Source organism: Campylobacter sp. IFREMER_LSEM_CL292 (assembly GCF_025771615.1).
Taxonomy (GTDB): Bacteria; Campylobacterota; Campylobacteria; order Campylobacterales; family Campylobacteraceae; genus Campylobacter_D; species Campylobacter_D lari_D.
On sequence record NZ_JAKMQP010000002.1, the window covers coordinates 103,493 to 120,649 of the forward strand.

20 protein-coding genes and 1 pseudogene are annotated in these 17,157 nt (G+C 32.2%); 17 read left to right on the forward strand and 4 right to left on the reverse strand.

The features are described from left to right. The 3 genes from L8T82_RS02395 (at window position 1) to map (ending at window position 3,508) form a co-directional block, all read left to right on the forward strand. Window positions 1–1,284, forward strand: coding sequence for an aromatic amino acid transport family protein (locus L8T82_RS02395; protein WP_133319191.1), 1,284 nt, complete (start codon window positions 1–3; stop codon window positions 1,282–1,284). A gap of 11 nt (window positions 1,285–1,295) precedes the next feature. Then, the gene (locus L8T82_RS02400) at window positions 1,296–2,663 is read left to right on the forward strand and encodes an L-serine ammonia-lyase (protein ID WP_133319140.1); all 1,368 of its coding nucleotides are present in this window, start codon (window positions 1,296–1,298) and stop codon (window positions 2,661–2,663) included. Window positions 2,664–2,752: 89 nt separating this feature from the next. Then, window positions 2,753–3,508, forward strand: coding sequence for a type I methionyl aminopeptidase (map, locus tag L8T82_RS02405; RefSeq protein WP_263725802.1), 756 nt, complete (start codon window positions 2,753–2,755; stop codon window positions 3,506–3,508). Between the two features lie 16 nt (window positions 3,509–3,524). Here map and L8T82_RS08020 read toward each other — a convergent pair whose 3' ends face one another. The 4 genes and pseudogenes from L8T82_RS08020 to L8T82_RS02420 form a co-directional block, all read right to left on the reverse strand. Continuing rightward, window positions 3,525–4,172: a methyl-accepting chemotaxis protein gene (locus tag L8T82_RS08020; RefSeq protein ID WP_412175061.1), complete on the reverse strand. Its 648-nt coding sequence runs from the start codon at window positions 4,170–4,172 to the stop codon at window positions 3,525–3,527. A gap of 480 nt (window positions 4,173–4,652) precedes the next feature. Continuing rightward, window positions 4,653–5,327, reverse strand: a pseudogene (locus L8T82_RS08025) (DAHL domain-containing protein); the annotation flags it as partial. Continuing rightward, complete coding sequence (locus tag L8T82_RS02415; RefSeq protein WP_243705637.1) at window positions 5,311–6,234, reverse strand: cytochrome-c peroxidase; 924 nt, start codon at window positions 6,232–6,234, stop codon at window positions 5,311–5,313. The pseudogene L8T82_RS08025 and the gene L8T82_RS02415, both read right to left, overlap by 17 nt. A gap of 54 nt (window positions 6,235–6,288) precedes the next feature. Then, window positions 6,289–7,578 (reverse strand): MFS transporter, encoded by a 1,290-nt coding sequence (locus L8T82_RS02420; protein WP_263660375.1) that lies wholly within the window; start codon window positions 7,576–7,578, stop codon window positions 6,289–6,291. A 135-nt stretch (window positions 7,579–7,713) separates the two neighbouring features. Between L8T82_RS02420 and infA the strand changes: the two genes are divergently transcribed. The 14 genes from infA to hisIE all read left to right on the forward strand — a co-directional run bounded on the left by infA (window position 7,714) and on the right by hisIE (window position 17,108). Continuing rightward, window positions 7,714–7,932, forward strand: a complete 219-nt coding sequence (gene infA, locus L8T82_RS02425; RefSeq protein ID WP_012660842.1) for a translation initiation factor IF-1 — start codon at window positions 7,714–7,716, stop codon at window positions 7,930–7,932. A 173-nt stretch (window positions 7,933–8,105) separates the two neighbouring features. Further along, window positions 8,106–8,219 carry a 50S ribosomal protein L36 gene (rpmJ, locus tag L8T82_RS02430; RefSeq protein ID WP_002781429.1) on the forward strand — a complete coding sequence of 38 codons (114 nt, stop codon included), beginning with the start codon at window positions 8,106–8,108 and terminating at the stop codon, window positions 8,217–8,219. Between the two features lie 3 nt (window positions 8,220–8,222). Continuing rightward, window positions 8,223–8,588 (forward strand): 30S ribosomal protein S13, encoded by a 366-nt coding sequence (gene rpsM, locus L8T82_RS02435; protein ID WP_012660843.1) that lies wholly within the window; start codon window positions 8,223–8,225, stop codon window positions 8,586–8,588. 9 nt (window positions 8,589–8,597) lie between these two features. Next, complete coding sequence (gene rpsK / locus L8T82_RS02440; RefSeq protein WP_133319145.1) at window positions 8,598–8,990, forward strand: 30S ribosomal protein S11; 393 nt, start codon at window positions 8,598–8,600, stop codon at window positions 8,988–8,990. Between the two features lie 30 nt (window positions 8,991–9,020). Next, window positions 9,021–9,647, forward strand: coding sequence for a 30S ribosomal protein S4 (gene rpsD, locus L8T82_RS02445; protein WP_263659172.1), 627 nt, complete (start codon window positions 9,021–9,023; stop codon window positions 9,645–9,647). A gap of 14 nt (window positions 9,648–9,661) precedes the next feature. Continuing rightward, window positions 9,662–10,675 (forward strand): DNA-directed RNA polymerase subunit alpha, encoded by a 1,014-nt coding sequence (locus L8T82_RS02450; RefSeq protein ID WP_039627711.1) that lies wholly within the window; start codon window positions 9,662–9,664, stop codon window positions 10,673–10,675. 3 nt (window positions 10,676–10,678) lie between these two features. After that, the gene (gene rplQ / locus L8T82_RS02455) at window positions 10,679–11,032 is read left to right on the forward strand and encodes a 50S ribosomal protein L17 (RefSeq protein ID WP_012660847.1); all 354 of its coding nucleotides are present in this window, start codon (window positions 10,679–10,681) and stop codon (window positions 11,030–11,032) included. A 116-nt stretch (window positions 11,033–11,148) separates the two neighbouring features. Next, window positions 11,149–12,048 carry an ATP phosphoribosyltransferase gene (hisG, locus tag L8T82_RS02460; protein WP_133319147.1) on the forward strand — a complete coding sequence of 300 codons (900 nt, stop codon included), beginning with the start codon at window positions 11,149–11,151 and terminating at the stop codon, window positions 12,046–12,048. Window positions 12,049–12,057: 9 nt separating this feature from the next. Then, window positions 12,058–13,338, forward strand: coding sequence for a histidinol dehydrogenase (gene hisD, locus L8T82_RS02465; RefSeq protein ID WP_263725804.1), 1,281 nt, complete (start codon window positions 12,058–12,060; stop codon window positions 13,336–13,338). After that, window positions 13,335–14,402 carry a bifunctional histidinol-phosphatase/imidazoleglycerol-phosphate dehydratase HisB gene (gene hisB, locus L8T82_RS02470; RefSeq protein WP_263661438.1) on the forward strand — a complete coding sequence of 356 codons (1,068 nt, stop codon included), beginning with the start codon at window positions 13,335–13,337 and terminating at the stop codon, window positions 14,400–14,402. The genes hisD and hisB overlap by 4 nt, the downstream gene beginning before the upstream one ends. Beyond that, window positions 14,399–14,980 (forward strand): imidazole glycerol phosphate synthase subunit HisH, encoded by a 582-nt coding sequence (gene hisH / locus L8T82_RS02475; protein ID WP_263671432.1) that lies wholly within the window; start codon window positions 14,399–14,401, stop codon window positions 14,978–14,980. The genes hisB and hisH overlap by 4 nt, the downstream gene beginning before the upstream one ends. Before the next feature lie 6 nt (window positions 14,981–14,986). Continuing rightward, complete coding sequence (locus L8T82_RS02480; RefSeq protein ID WP_263725805.1) at window positions 14,987–15,721, forward strand: 1-(5-phosphoribosyl)-5-[(5-phosphoribosylamino)methylideneamino] imidazole-4-carboxamide isomerase; 735 nt, start codon at window positions 14,987–14,989, stop codon at window positions 15,719–15,721. After that, a complete protein-coding gene (gene hisF, locus L8T82_RS02485) occupies window positions 15,703–16,470 on the forward strand; it encodes an imidazole glycerol phosphate synthase subunit HisF (RefSeq protein ID WP_263662681.1) in 768 nt (255 codons plus the stop codon). The genes L8T82_RS02480 and hisF overlap by 19 nt, the downstream gene beginning before the upstream one ends. A gap of 11 nt (window positions 16,471–16,481) precedes the next feature. Beyond that, window positions 16,482–17,108, forward strand: a complete 627-nt coding sequence (gene hisIE / locus L8T82_RS02490) for a bifunctional phosphoribosyl-AMP cyclohydrolase/phosphoribosyl-ATP diphosphatase HisIE (protein WP_133319155.1) — start codon at window positions 16,482–16,484, stop codon at window positions 17,106–17,108. Window positions 17,109–17,157 lie beyond the last annotated feature (49 nt).

Below are 17,157 nucleotides of genomic sequence, written 5' to 3' on the forward strand. Positions count from 1 at the left end.
ATGCTTTCTCTTTTTGGGACTGCAGTTGGTGCGGGGATTTTATTTTTACCTATTAAAGCAGGTGTTGGTGGTTTTTGGCCAGTTGTTGTAATGGCTTTGATTATTTTTCCAATGGTGTATTTAAGCCATAGAGCCTTAAGTCGTTTTGTATGTCAAGCAAATGGTAATGATAAAGATATTACTCATGCGGCTGAAGAGTATTTTGGTAGAAAAGTAAGTATTTTTATTTCTGTGCTTTATTTCTTTGCAATTTTCCCAATTTGTTTAGCATATTGTGTAGGTATAACTAATACTTTTGAGAGTTTTATTTATAATCAATTCTTACCACTTTTAGATCCAAATGGTTCTTTCGCAAACGCAATTAGTGCTATGTATCAAACAAGTGTAAATGAGCAAGGAAAAACTATAGCTAATTTACTTCCTTTTTATAGAGCGCTTTTTGCTTTTGTTTTAGTAAGTATTTTTATGCTTATTATGCTTTTTAGTGAAGAATTAATTACCAAAGTATGTGAGTGGCTTGTATATCCTTTATGTGCTATTTTATTTTTATTTTCTTTATATCTTATCCCGCAATGGTCGTTTGAAAGTTTTAGTGCTATTCCTGGAACAAAAGAATTTATTACTATAGTATGGCTAACTTTACCGGTTTTAGTGTTTTCATTTAATCACTCACCAGCGATTTCTACTTTTTCTTTAAGTGTAAAAAGGCAATATCCTGAAAATTCAGTACAAAAAGCAAATCAAGTGTTATTTAGAACTTCTGTAATGTTACTTGCTTTTGTAATGTTTTTTGTGGTATCTTGCGTGCTTTCTTTAACTCCTGCAGAACTTGCTGAAGCTAGAGCACAAAACATACCTGTACTTTCTTATTTTGCTAATAAACTTGATAATCCATTTATTTCTTATGGTGGTCCACTAATCGCATTTTTAGCAATTTCTAGTTCATTCTTTGGGCATTATTTTGGTGCTAGGGAAGGTGCTTATGGTATAGTTAGAAAATGTTGTAAATTAGCAGGTAATGATAATCCGGATTTGAAAAAAATCGCAGTTTATTCAACTTTGGTAATGTATATTGTTATGTTAATTACTGCTTATGTAAATCCAAGTATTTTAGGTTTTATTGAAAGCTTAGGTGGTCCAATCATTGCCGCAATCTTATTTTTAATGCCTATGATTGCAATTTACACTGTATCTAAAATGAAAAAATTCCAAAACAAAGCTTTAGATGCATTTGTGTTTATCACAGGTATTTTGACAATCATCACTGTAATTTATACTTTTTAAGGTGCTGATGAATGAGTAGTAATTTAAGTATATTTAAAGTTGGTGTCGGTCCTTCATCTTCTCATACTTTAGGACCAATGCTAGCAGGGAATATGTTTTGTGAAAAAATCAAAGATAAAATCACACAAATTACAAAAATTCAAATCAAACTTTATGGCTCTTTATCGCTTACTGGTAAAGGCCATTTAAGTGATAAAGCTATTATATGGGGGTTGAGTGGCTTAAGAGCAAAAGAATTAAATATTGCTTTGCAAGATCGTGTGTTTAATAAAATTTTGCAAGATAAAATTTTGGTTTTAGATGCTCAAAAAGAATTAAATTTTGATTATGATAAAGATTTGATTTTTGAAAAAGACTTTTTACCTTTGCATGAAAATGGATTGAAAATAAGTGCTTATAATGAAAATGGAGAAATCATTGCTGAAGAAATTTATTATTCGGTAGGCGGTGGTTTTGTTATGAGTGAAGCTGAACTTCAAAAACACAAAGATGGAGCTTGTGAGCAAAAACATACTAAATTAGAACTTGATATTAATAATGCAAGCGATGCTTTAAGAATTTGCGAAGAAAATTCATGGGATCTAGCAAAACTCTCTTATGAATATGAGCTTCAATTTCACACTAAAGAAGAAATTAGAGCTTATTGTTTAGAAATTTGGGAAGTAATGCAAGAAGTTTATTATAATGGTATTCATCCAAGCTCAGATTTTCTTCCAGGGAATTTACATTTAAAACGCCGCGCCAAAGGACTTAATGAGCGTTTGGCTATGACAAGTGATCCTTTAGGAATTATTGATTTTATTTCTTTATATGCTATTGCTATTGCAGAGGAAAATGCAAGTGGAGCTAGAGTGGTAACTGCACCAACTAATGGTGCATGTGCTGTTGTGCCTGCTGTAATGCTTTATCTTAAAAATCATACTATTGGTTTTAACGATGAAAAAGCCATTAATTTTTTACTTACTGCTATGTTAATAGGCTCTTTTTATAAGAAAAATGCAAGTATAAGTGGTGCTGAAGCTGGCTGTCAAGCTGAAATTGGTAGTGCAAGTTCTATGGCAGCAGGAGCTATGGCTACTGTAATGGGTTTTGATGCAAAGATAGCTTGTAATGCTGCTGAAATTGCAATGGAGCATCATTTAGGTTTAACTTGTGATCCAGTAAGTGGTTTAGTGCAAATTCCTTGTATAGAAAGAAATGCCTTTGGAGCGATTAAAGCAATTTCAGCTGCTAGAATGGCAATGAGTAGAAAATCAACTCCAAAAGTAAGTCTTGATGAGGTTATAAAAACTATGTATGAAACCGGCAAAGACATGAACTCAAAATACAAAGAAACTTCTTTAGGTGGCCTAGCTACTAATCTTACAAGTGTATGTTAAAACCTTAAGTTTTAAAACTTAAGGTTTTTCCTTAAAGCTTTTAAAAGCGCATAAATGCTAAATTTTTAAAAATTTTAAGGAAAATATAAATGATAGAAATCAAAAAACCAGCAGAAATAGAAAAACTACGCAAGGCAAATGAACTTGTAGCTAGAACGCTTGACTATCTAGAGGGCATTATAGTTCCGGGTATGAGTTTAAAAGAAATTGACATTAAAGCAGAAGAATTTATACTTGATCATGGTGCAAAACCATCTTTTAAAGGCTTATATGGTTTTCCAGGCAGTATTTGTATCTCGCTTAATCAAGCTTGCATTCATGGTGTAGGGGATGAGCGTATTTTAAAAGAAGGCGATATTTTAGGGCTTGATGTGGGTACTTGTATAGATGGATATTATGGAGATGCAGCAAGGACTATACCTATAGGTCAAATTTCAGCCACTGATGAGGCTTTGATTGCTTGTGCTAAAGATGCTTTGTATTATGCTATAGATATTATCAAAGAAGGTATGCGTTTTAAAGAGCTTTCATATGAGCTTGGCGAGTTTATCACTAAAAGAGGATTTGTACCTTTGAAAGGTTATTGTGGTCATGGTATAGGTAAAAAGCCACACGGTGAGCCTGAAATTCCAAATTATTTAGAACCAGGTGCTAGTGCAAAAAGTGGACCTAAAATCAAAAATGGCATGGTATTTTGCATAGAGCCTATGGTATGTCAAAAAGATGGCACACCAATACATTTAAAAGGTAATTGGGAAGCAGGAAGCAAAGATGGATTAAATGCTGCTCATTATGAGCATTGTGTTGCAATTATAAATGGCAAAGCAGATATTTTATCTAAGTAAGAAAGTTTAAACTTTCTTACTCAAATGTTTTTAGTTTTTCTGAAAGTTTAGAAGCATTTTCTAAAACATCTTGTGAAATTTGTGTTAGCTCGAGTGAATAGTTTTTAACACAATTTGCAAGTTCAGTCACTTTTTCTACATTTTGTTCTAACTCATTCATTTTAGCTTTTGACTCATCGCTTTTTTCTTCCATAATTTTAGTAGAATGGATACTTGTTTTTAATTTTTCTATAGAAGCGCCGACTTCGCCTTGTAAGATATTAGCTTTGTTAGAAGTATCACTCATGGATTGATGAATTCCATCCATCAAGCTTTTGTTGTCATTGATTTGTTGTACTATAGTTCTTACAGTAGTTTCTATAGCGACTAAAGATTTTGTAGTTTTATCAGCTAAGTTTCTAACTTCATCAGCAACAACAGCAAAGCCTCTACCATGTTCTCCTGCACGAGCTGCTTCAATAGCTGCATTTAAAGCTAGCAAGTTAGTTTGATCGGCTATATCTTTAATAGTTGCTGTAACTTCTACAATACTATCAGCACTTTGTACTAGTATATCCATAGCACTTAAAACACTTTGTTCTTTTTCTCCACTTAGTAATATAAGCTCTACTAGCTCTTTAAGCGTTTTTTCAACTTCTCCCATAACTTCTTGCATATCATGCATATCTTTTATAGTATTTTTAGCTAGATTTTGAGTTAAGTCTATATGACTTTCTAAAACAGAACTTATTTCATGGACATTAGAAATTTGCTCATGCTGTAAAAGTGAACTTTGCTGTAAAATTTCAGCATTTTGGGAAAGTTTTTGTGAGCTTTTGTGGCTTGAATTTGCAGTTTGTATGGCTTCTAAAACTGAATTTTGCACTATCTGTATGAAAGAATTAATATAGTTAGCACTTGTAGCTAATTCACTTTTTTTATCAATGTCTAATCTTGCACTTAAATTCGCATGTTCTCCTGCTAGATTTGCACTTAGTTTTTCAAGTAAAGATATAGGTATGATTACTTTTTTTAATGTTAAAAGTATGAAAAAAATCAATACAACTAAGGTAAATAGGAAAATTCCTATAGCTGTATAAAGATTATATTTATTTTGTAGATTGATATTTTTAGCAATTAAATTTTGGTGTGCTAGAATTTGTTTTTGCAGTTCTTGATCAAGAAAACTTTGAGAATTATCTTTTAATATTTTAATTTGACTTAATATCATCTTACAATGTGTATTAAAAAGCTCAAATAACTCTTGTGGTAATTGAGAATCTTTTGCGTTTAAATTTGTGACAAGATTTTGTAATCTATTTTGTGCTAAAGGTTCTAATATATCCATAGTTCCTATAATGCTTAAAATATTTCCTATATATTCTATTTGTTTAGCCTCTTGAGTAGTGAGTGCTATTTGATTTGTTTGTTTGATGATTTCTTGTTGAATTTCATAAAGATAAAGCTTTGAATTTATAGCAATAGAATTGGCTGATTTAAAATGTTGTAGTTGTGTATTTTTTTTCTGAAAAATTGCTTCTAGCTTTTTAGTATCTATTTCATTGGCTTTTAAAATAGCTAAAGTATTTTCAAAATCTCTTACTAGTTTGACGCTGATGTCATAGTTTTGTAGATTTAGTTTATTTTTAAAAATTTCATCTATTTTAGTATCTAGAATTTCTAATTTTTGAAAAGAATCCATAATAAGTGAATTTCTTTTGGTGGTATTATAAGTATTAAAAATAAATAAAGTCAAAGTTAAAAGCAATACCAAAACCACTATGGATAAAGTGATGAATTGTTTTAAAAAAGAGAAAGTTTTTTTATTTGAGTGGATCATGGTATTCTCCTGTTAAAGAATTTAAAAATGCAACTATATCATCAACTACATCTTGCTCTAAAAATTTACCAAGCTGATAATACGCCATAAATTGTACGCAAGCATCAAGTGTTGGCATAGAACCATCATGAAAATAAGGAGCAGTTTTGGCTATGTTTCTAAGACTTGGCACTTTTACTACAAATTGATCGTGAGGATCTTGAGTGATCTCATAGCGTCCTTTCCAATTTGTTCCATTATCATAAGGAACAAATACCCCCATTTTTTGATACATATTTCCACCTATATTTTGTCCTTGATGGCACGCTATACAACCATTTGATAAAAAGGCATTATAGCCTCTTTTTGCTTGTTCGCTTATAGCATTTTTATCTCCCTTTAAGTAGCGGTCAAATGGGGAATTTGGCGTAAGTAAGGTTTTTTGAAATTCAGCTAAAGCATCTGCTATATTATCAAAGGTAACTTCTCCGTAAAGTCTTTTAAATTCTTTTTCATAAATTGCGTTAGTTTTTACTATTTGCACCACTTCATCTGCATCTTTTAACCCCATTTCTTTAGGGTTTAACAAAGGATGTTTGGCTTGTTCTTGTAAATCTTTTGCATTGCCTCTCCAAAATTGTGCTAGGCTAAAAACGGCATTAAAATTTGTAGGAGTATGGAATGGCTCATCTATTATGCCATTAATACCTGTTGAAAAAGTTTTATTATCTACTCCAAAATTTGCAATATCATGACAACTATTGCAAGATACTTTTTTATCTTTTGATAAACTTGTATCCATATAGAGTTTTTTTCCTAAAATAGCTTTTTCTTTATTATAAGGAATGCTTTCTGGTATAGGTGTAATCATTTCAAATGCTAAAAGTGGCAACAAAGAAAGTATTAAAACAATAAAAATTTTCATAATCATTTTCCTTTAATTTTATAAATTTTTAATTAATAATTTTTTTTAATTATAACATTAAAATCTTAACCTCTTATAAGTAAATATGGTAGTTATCAGTGTTATCAGGGATAAAAACAAAATATAAATAAAAATTCCATACACGAAAGGATTTTCAGGTTTTATAGCCAAAGAATGTAATGCAAATACAAGTTGAGGAGTGAAACCACCCGCTATTGCATAAGCTATATTATAAGAAAAAGAAATTCCACTAAAACGAATACTTGGCTTAAAAATTTTACACATTAAAATAGGTGCTAAAGCATTAATACCACCAAAAAAACACGCTATAAAATAAAAATATATACTCAAATGCAAAATTTGAGCATAGAAAAAATAAAAATAAAAAAAGCACGATAAACTAAATCCTATGGTAAAAATTAAAGCGGTAACTAAAAAACCAAATTTATCAACCCAAATTCCAGCAAGTAAAGTTCCACAAGATAAAATTACTATTGCAAACATTTGGATTAAAATCGCATCTGTTTTATCAAGAATCAAAACTTCTGATATAAAATTGGGCATAAGTAAAATAAGTATTATCACGCAGGCTGTGAGCATCCAAGTTAAAAGCATAGAAGCAATGATGTCTAGATAAATATTTTTTTCTTTAAAAAGTGTTTTTAAAGGAAATTTTTCCAAATCATTTTCTTGTCGCATTTTTTGAAAAACAGGTGTTTCTTCTAAAAATTTTCTAAGATATATAGAAATGATACCAAAAAATCCACCTATAGCAAATGGAATACGCCAAGCATATTCATAAATTGCTTCTTGATCAAAGTAATGATTAATCGCTAAGGCAACAATACAACCTAAAAGAATTCCAAAAGCCATAGAAGCATTAATAGCGCTAATATAAAAACTATCTCTTCCATCGGGTGCATGTTCTTTTACAAATACCCAAGCACCAGGGAGTTCTCCGCCTATAGCTATACCTTGAGCTATTCTAACAAGTAGTAAAAAAATAGGAGCAAAATATCCTATAGTTTCAAAAGTAGGTATAAAAGCTAGAGAGAAAGTTGGAAGCACCATGAGTAATATACTAAGCATAAACATCTTTTTGCGACCCATTTTATCTCCAAAATGTGCCATAATTATACCACCGATTGGTCTAGCTAAATATCCTGCTGCGAAAGCCCCATAAGTGTTTAAAAGTTTCCAAAAATCACTTAAATCACTAGGAAAAAAATTTCTTGAAATATAATTAGCAAAAAATACAAAAATAACAAAATCATAAAATTCTAAAGCTCCACCCAAAGAAGATAAGGAAAGAGTTTTAAAATCACCTCTTTTTAAAGTTTTTGACATCTATAAATACTTTCTTTTTGTAGTAATTTTGTAATTATAGTAAAAATATTATAGTTTGTAAAAAAATATTAAAAATTTAAAAAGAAAAATTGTGATAAAATAATAGCTTTGTATTTTATAGAAAGGAGAGAAATATTGGCAAAAGATGATATTATCGAAATCGATGGTAATGTAATCGAAGCTTTACCTAATGCGACTTTTAAAGTTGAATTAGATAATAAACATGTGATACTTTGTCATATTGCAGGTAAAATGCGTATGCATTATATTAGAATTATGCCTGGCGATAGAGTTAAAGTAGAGCTAACGCCTTATAGTCTTGATAAGGGTCGTATTACATTTAGATACAAATAAGTCTAAGTTGTTTAAAAGCAAAAGTAAAGTATAATTAGCACTTTTGCAGAAATTGCAATAAAACTGTATGAAGAAGTATTTTCAAAATCACCACTTATTTTGAAAATAGTTGGTTGCTCTAAAAACCTGGTGCAGTTGTAAAAAAGTGGAATTTACAATAACAGGAGTAAAGCATGAAAGTTAGACCATCTGTTAAAAAGATGTGTGACAAATGCAAAGTAGTTCGTCGTAAAGGCGTAGTTCGCATTATTTGCGAAAATCCAAAACACAAACAAAGACAAGGATAATTTATGGCTCGTATTGCAGGTGTAGATTTACCAAAGAAAAAAAGAATTGAATATGGTTTGACTTATATTTATGGTATAGGTTTGCATACTTCAAGAAAAATCTTAGATAAAACCGGAATTTCTTATGATAAAAGAGTTCATGAGTTAAGTGAGGACGAAGCAGCGGCTATCCGTAAAGAAATTCAAGAAAACTATATGGTTGAGGGTGATCTTAGAAAACAAGTTGCTATGGATATCAAAGCATTAATGGATCTAGGAAGCTTTAGAGGCTTAAGACATAGAAAAGGCTTACCGGTTCGTGGTCAAAAAACAAAAACAAATGCCAGAACTAGAAAAGGTAAGAGAAAAACCGTTGGTGCAAAATCATAAGGATAGAAAATGGCAAAAAGAAAAGTTGTTAAGAAAAAAATAGTTAAAAAAAATATAGCTAAAGGTATAGTTTATATCAGTGCAACATTTAATAATACTATGGTTACTGTAACTGATGAAATGGGAAATGCTATTGCATGGAGTAGTGCAGGTGGTTTAGGATTTAAAGGTTCTAAAAAATCAACTCCTTATGCGGCGCAACAAGCAGTAGAAGATGCTTTAAATAAAGCAAAAGAGCATGGTATTAAAGAAGTAGGCATTAAAGTACAAGGGCCAGGAAGTGGTCGTGAAACAGCAGTTAAAAGTGTAGGTGCTATGGAAGGTATCAAAGTAACTTTCTTAAAAGATATTACCCCATTAGCTCATAATGGTTGTAGACCACCAAAACGTCGTCGTGTCTAAGAATAAGATATAAGATTTAGGAGAATTATAATGGCAAGATATAGAGGACCAGTAGAAAAATTAGAAAGACGACTTGGCGTAAGCTTGGCAATGAAAGGCGAAAGAAGATTAGCAGGTAAAAGTGCTTTAGATAAACGCCCTTACGCACCAGGTCAGCATGGACAAAGAAAAGCTAAAATTAGTGAATATGGACTTCAATTAAGAGAAAAACAAAAAGCTAAATTTATGTATGGTGTTAGTGAAAAACAATTTAGAAGATTATTTAGTGAAGCTGCTAGAAAAGATGGCAATACCGGTGCGCTTTTGATCCAGCTTTTAGAACAAAGACTTGATAATGTTGTTTATAGAATGGGTTTTGCTACAACACGCCGTTTTGCTAGACAACTTGTAACTCATGGACACATTTTAGTAAATGGTAAAAGAGTAGATATTCCTAGTTATAGAGTAGAAGCAGGCCAAAAAGTTGAAGTGATTGAAAAAAGCAAAAACAATCCTCAAATTTCAAGAGCGATCGAACTTACTGCTCAAACTGGTATAGTTGCTTGGGTTGATGTAGAAAAAGATAAAAGATTTGGAATTTTTACAAGAAAACCTGAAAGAGAAGAAGTTATCATTCCAGTTGAGGAAAGATATATCGTTGAGTTGTACTCTAAATAATAAAGGTTTTTGATATGAGACATATTACAACTTCTGCTTATACACCAACAGAGTTTAGTATTGAAAATATCAGTGATACAGTAGCAAAAGTAAGTGCATGGCCTTTTGAAATTGGTTATGCTATTACTTTGGCGCATCCTTTGCGTCGTTTGCTTTATTCAAGCACAGTAGGTTTTGCTCCAACAGGAGTTAAAATCAAAGGCGTAGCACATGAATTTGATAGTATGCGTGGTATGCTTGAAGATGTAGCATTGTTTATTATCAATCTAAAAAAATTAAGATTTAAACTAAAAACAGATTCTGAAAAAGAAATCGTAACTTTTAGTTTTAAAGGACCAAAAGAAATTTGCGGAAAAGACTTAGACAATGAAGTTGTTGAAGTTGTGAATGCAGATAGCTATCTTGCAACGATTAATGAAGATGCAGATTTAGAATTTACTTTAATCATTGAAAAAGGTATAGGTTATGTGCCTTCTGAAGAAATTCAAAATTTCTTAGATCCTGAATTTATAGCACTTGATGCGTTCTTTACTCCGGTAAAACATGCGGTTTATGATATAGAAAAAGTGCTTTTTGAAGATAATCCAGATTATGAAAAAGTTGTTTTTACAATCACAACTGATGGTCAAATTTCACCAAGTGACGCTTTTAAAAATGCTTTAGAAGCAATGTATAAACAATTATCAGTGTTTGATAAAATCACTAATGCACAAAGCGTTGTAAGAAGTCAAACACCAAATAATGAAGTAGAACATGTAAAATTACTTCAAAATATAACTGAGTTAAATTTAAGTGCAAGAAGTTTTAACTGCTTAGAAAAAGCAAATGTAGTTTATATTGGTGAACTTGCTTTAATGAGTGTTAGCGAACTTGCAGATTTAAAAAATCTTGGTAAAAAATCTTTAGATGAGATTAAAAGTGTAATGGAATCTATAGGTTTCCCTATAGGAAATTCAAAACTCAGTGATAGTGCAAAAGAAACGCTAAAGAAAAAAATTACAGAATTAAAAGCACAAAATGAAGGATAATCAATGAGACATAGACATGGATATAGAAAGTTAGGTCGCACTTCTACTCATCGTGCAGCCTTATTAAAAAACCTTACCATTGCTATTATTAAAGCAGGTAAAATAGAAACAACATTACCTAAAGCAAAAGAATTAAGAGGTTATGTTGAAAGATTGATCACTCGTGCAAGAAAAGGTGATTTCAATGCTCACAGAGCAGTTTTTGCTAGCTTGCAAGATAAAGAAGCTACAAATAAACTTGTAACAGAAATTGCACCTAAATTCGCAGATAGAAATGGTGGTTATACAAGAATTATCAAAACAAGAATCCGCCGTGGCGATGCTGCAGAAATGGCTTTCATCGAATTCGTAGCTTAATTTTTAGCCTTTTAAAGGCTAAAAACTTCTTATTTTTATTTATTTACTTACTATTTTTTGTATTTTTATCCATTTTTTGCTACTATTAATTTTTTTAACTACAAAAAAGGAAAAAAATGCAAGAAAATTCAAGATTACGCATAGCTATACAAAAATCAGGTCGTTTGAGTAAAGATTCTATTGCCTTGCTTGAGTCCATAGGCGTAAAACTTCGCATACATGATCAAAGTTTAATTGCTTTTTCTACAAATTTACCTATTGATTTACTTAGAGTAAGAGATGATGATATACCAGGGTTAATTTTTGATGGAGTAGTAGATCTTGGCATAGTTGGGGAAAATGTTTTAGAAGAAAATGAGTTAGAAAGAAAATCAAAAAACGAAAATGCAGATTTTATAATGCTTAAAAAGCTTGATTTTGGTGGGTGTCGCTTGTCTTTAGCATTACCAGAAAATAGTGAGTATAAAGGTATAGAAAGTTTTAAAAATTTACGCATAGCAACTTCTTATCCACAGCTTTTAAAGCGTTTTATGGAAGAAAATAACATCCCTTATAAAACTTGTATGCTAACAGGCTCAGTTGAAGTAGCACCAAGTGCAAATTTAGCTGATGGAATTTGTGATTTAGTTTCAAGTGGAGCTACTTTAAAAGCAAACGGACTTAAAGAAGTTATGGTAATTTATAAGTCAAAAGCTTGCATTATCCAAAGAAAAGAAAGTTTAGCTTCACACAAACAAGAATTAATCGATAAATTACTCATTAGAATTCATGGAGTTATGCAAGCAAGAGAGTCAAAATATATCATGTTGCATGCTCCTATTGAAAAGCTAGAAAAAATCACAGCCTTGTTACCAGGTGTTGAAAAACCTACGATTTTACCTTTAGAAAATGATAAAGCTAGAGTGGCACTACATATGGTAAGTCAAGAAAATTTATTTTGGGAAACTATGGAAGCTTTAAAAAAAGAAGGTGCAAGTGCGATTTTAGTTTTACCTATTGAAAAAATGCTCTCTTAAAGGATAAAAATGCAAATACTTGATTTTGAAAAATTAAACCAAAACGAACAAGAATTAGCACTCAAGCGTCCTGCTATGAGTGCTAATGCACAGGTTAAAACCATAGTAGAACAAATCATTGAAGATGTTAAAACAAATGGCGATGAAGCTTTAAAGCAAATGGCTGTAAAATTTGATAAAGTAGAGTTAAATTCCATCAAACTAAGCAATAAAGAGCTTAGTAATTTAGCAGAGCAAATTGATGATGAGTTAAAACAAGCTATCAAAATAGCTTATGAAAATATCTATAAATTCCACAAAGCTCAAGAAAGTCAAACCATAGAGGTTCAAACCTTTGAAGGGGTAACTTGCAAGGTGCTAACAAGAGCCATTGAAAAAGTAGGGCTTTATATACCAGGAGGTTTAGCGCCACTTTTTTCAACCGCACTTATGCTAGCTATCCCTGCTAAAATTGCAAAATGTAAATTCATAGCCTTAGCTTCCCCAGCGCCATTACATCCTGCCATTGCTTTTGTGGCAAAACTTTGCGAAGTTGATGCAGTGTATCAAATAGGTGGAGCAGGAGCCATAGCAGCGCTTGCTTATGGAACGCAAAGTGTGCAAAAAGTAGATAAAATTTTTGGCCCAGGAAATGCCTTTGTAACTGAAGCCAAAAAACAAGTTAATAATCATGGAGTAGCTATTGATATGCAAGCAGGGCCTTCTGAAGTGTTAGTTTTAGCAGATGAGTTTGCTAATGCTAAATTTATAGCTTCAGATTTACTCTCGCAAGCTGAACATGGAGCAGATTCTCAAGCGATTTTAGTTTGCACAAGTGAAAAATTAGCCAAAGAAGTAGATAGTGAAGTTGCTTTACAGCTTGAAAAACTCTCGCGTAAAGAAATTGCTTCAAAATCTTTAGCACACTCTAAAATCATTCTTGCAAAAGATATAAAACATGCCATAAGTATTTCAAATGACTATGCACCCGAGCATTTGATCATTCATACACAAAATCCATCTAGCTTGCTTGATGATATTATGCATGCAGGTTCGGTATTTTTAGGTGAGTATTCTCCAGAATCCATGGGGGATTATGCAAGTGGGACAAATCATGTATTGCCAACATATGGTTTTACTAAATCTTATTCTTCATTAGGACTTGCTGATTTTATGAAAAGAATGAGTGTGCAAGAACTTAGTAAAGAAGGCTTTAAAAAGCTTGGTCCTGTGGTGGAAATTTTAGCAGCAGCTGAAGGGCTTGATGGGCATAAAAATGCCGTGAGTTTAAGATTAGAAAGTCTAAAATGAGTGCAAAAATTTTATTTATCGATAGAGATGGCACGCTCATTGATGAGCCAAAAGATGATTTTCAAATCGATTCTTTGGAAAAACTTGAGTTTGAAAAAGGTGCTATCAATGCGCTTTTAAAGTTAAAAAATTTTGGTTTTAAATTTGTTATGGTAAGTAATCAAGATGGTCTAGGCACAAATTCTTTTCCTAGGGAAAATTTTGACAAGGCTCATGAAAAAATGCTAAGTGTTTTTCAAAGTTGTGGCATAGAATTTGAAGATATTTTTATATGCCCACATTTTGAGCATGAAAATTGCGCCTGCAGGAAGCCAAAAACTGCCATGCTTGAAAACTACATCAAAAACAAACTTTATGACAAAAATAAAAGTTTTGTTATCGGCGATAGAGACAGCGATATGCTTTTGGCGCAAAATCTTGAAATTCAAGGTTTAAAATATGACAAAAATGACTTTAATTGGGAGCAAATCGCTGATTTTATTTTGCAAAATTACCGCAGTGCCTGTATAGAGCGTAATACCAAAGAAACCCAAATTCAAGTTAAAATGGCTTTTAATGAAAAAGCAAAAGCTAATATAAAAACAAATATTGCATTTTTTGATCATATGTTAGAGCAAATTGCTACGCATGCAAATATATCTTTAGAGATAAAATGCAAAGGAGATTTAGAAGTTGATGAACATCACAGCGTAGAAGATGTCGCACTTGCTTTGGGCGAGGCTATTAAAAATGCACTAGATCAAAAAATAGGTATTGCAAGATATGGCTTTGTTTTACCTATGGATGAGTGCTTGGCAAGTTGCGCGATTGACTTTTGTAATAGACCGCATTTAGTTTATAAGGCTAAGTTTAAAAAAGAAAAGCTTGGAGAATTAAGCACAGAAATGATAGAGCATTTTTTCTACTCACTAAGCTATGCTATGGGTGCGAGTTTGCATTTAAAAGTTAAAGGCAAAAACGATCATCACAAAGCCGAAGGACTTTTTAAAGCCTTTGCAAGAGCTTTAAAAATGGCTATAAAAATAGAAAATGAAAACCTAGCAAGCTCTAAAGGAGTGATATGAAACTAGCTATTATAGATACAGGTTGTGCGAATTTAGCTTCTCTTGCTTTTGCACTCGAGCGTTTAGGACAAAAAAGTATTATCACGCATGATTTAAAAGAACTCTCACAAGCAGATAAGCTTTTACTTCCTGGGGTTGGCACAGCAGCTAAAGCAATGGCTAATCTACAAGCACTTAATTTAGAAAATTTTATCCAAACTACCACAAAACCACTTTTAGGCATTTGTCTTGGTATGCAAATTTTGGGTAAATTTTCAGAAGAATTACACCAAAAAACACTTGGTATTATGTCTTTTGAAACACAAAAATTCCAAGAAAAAGCAAATTTTACTTTCCCGCATATGGGGTGGAATCAAGTCTTTAGCTCTCATGAGCTTTTTAAAGGCTTAGATGGAGCTTATTTTTATTTTGTGCATAGTTATTGTGTGAGTTTAAATGAATACACCATCGCAGAGTGTGAGTATTCTACCAAATTTAGTGCAAGTTTAAATAAAGACAATTTTTATGGTGTGCAGTTTCATCCTGAAAGAAGCGGCGAAGCGGGTGAAGTATTATTAAAAAATTTCATAAATATGTAGGTAAAAATGCAAACTCAAATCATTCCGGCATTAGACTTAATAGATGGCAAAGTAGTAAGGCTTTATAAAGGAGATTATACTAAAAAGCAAGAATATAGCTTCGATCCTTTGGTTAAATTTCAAGAGTATGAGGCTCAAGGTGTTGCTTGGCTTCATTTGGTGGATTTAAGTGGTGCAAAAGATCCTAGTAAGAGACAACTAAAACTCATAGAAAACCTAGCTTCTAAGATTAGAGTAAATCTTCAAGTAGGTGGAGGAATTCGCACTAAAGACGAGGTTAAAGCTTTGTTTGATAGTGGTGTTAAACGCGTAGTTATAGGCTCTTTAGCGGTTAAAAATAAGCCCCTTACACAAGAGCTTTTAAATGAATTTGGCGTAGAAAATATAGTCTTAGCACTTGATAGTATTTGCGTTAAAGATGAGTTTTTTGTGGCTGTTGATGCATGGAGTAAAACAAGCGATGAGAGTTTGTTTGGGCTTTTAAATTTTTATAAAGATGTAAAGCATATTTTATGCACAGATATTTCTAAAGATGGCACGATGAGTGGAGCAAACATCACTTTATACAAAGCTTTGCATAAGAAATTCCCACATTTGCAAACCCAAGCAAGTGGAGGTGTGGCGAGCTTAGAAGATTTTAAAAAGCTAAATGGCATAGTAAGTGGTATCATCGTAGGTAAAGCCTTGCTTGATAAAGAATTTAACATAAAGGAGGCTCAAGAATGCTTACAAAACGCATAATCGCATGTTTAGATGTAAAAGATGGTAGAGTAGTTAAAGGGGTGCAGTTTAAAAATCATGAAGATATGGGAGATGTTATAGAACTTGCTAAATTTTACTCACAAAATGGCATTGATGAACTTGTATTTTATGATATTACAGCTTCAGCCAAGAATGAGCGTATCAATAGAGCTTGGGTAAGCAAAGTAGCACAAAATATCTCTATACCATTTTGCGTTGCAGGAGGTATAAAAAGCGAAGATGACGCAAAAGAACTTTTAGCAAATGGTGCTGATAAAATTTCTATTAATTCCCCTGCTTTAAATGATCCTGATTTAATCTCACGCCTTGCAAAAAGCTTTGGAGTTCAATGTGTAGTCGTAGGTATAGATACTTTTAAAGATGAAAACAACGAGCTTTTAGTCTATAAATACACCGGAGATGAGAGCAAATCTCATCATAGTGGTAAAAAAACACTAGAGTGGGTAAAGCAAGTATGCGAGCTAGGAGCTGGCGAAATCGTGCTAAATATGATGAATCAAGATGGCATGAGAAAGGGATATGATCTTGATCAACTTGCTAAAGTTAGAAAAATTTGTCCTGTGCCTTTAGTGGCAAGCGGTGGTGCAGGAGCTAAAGAGCATTTTTTGGACGCTTTTAAACTTGGTGTTGATGGAGCTTTAGCAGCTTCAGTGTTTCATAAAAAACTTATAGATATTAAAGAATTAAAATTATTTTTAAAAGATCAAGGCATACAAATTCGTATTTAAAAGGAAAAACTATGGGTATAAATGAAGAAGAATTTATAAAAAGTATAAATTGGCAAAAGGTAAATAACCTTATCCCTGTGATAATCCAAGATTATCATTCTTGTGAAGTTTTAATGCAAGGTTTTATGAATGAACAAGCTCTAAGAGAGAGTTTTAAGCACCAAAAGGTTGTATTTTACTCACGCACTAAAGAGCGTTTGTGGATGAAAGGTGAGCAAAGTGGGAATTTCTTGCATATCATAGATATGGGACTTGATTGTGATAGAGATTGTATTTTAATCCTTGTAAAAGCTCAAGGTGCTACTTGTCATACAGGCGATACTTCTTGTTTTGAAACGCTTTCTAAAAAAGCTGATTTTGTATTTTTATCGCGTCTTGAAAGACTTATCAACTCACGCAAAAACACTTGTGCAAGCTCTTCTTACACGGCTGAACTTTTTTCAAAAGGTACTAAACGCATAGCACAAAAAGTAGGTGAAGAAGGCGTTGAAACCGCTTTGGCTGCTACTATTAAAGATAAAGATGAGTTGATAAATGAAGCTGCCGATTTACTTTATCATTTAGAAGTGTTATTAGCTGATGCGGATTTGAGTTTAAATGATGTGATTGCTAAATTAAAAGAAAGAAATAAAAGTTAAGCGTGATTTCTCACGCTTAATTAAGCAATATTTTTGAAAAGATTCACTA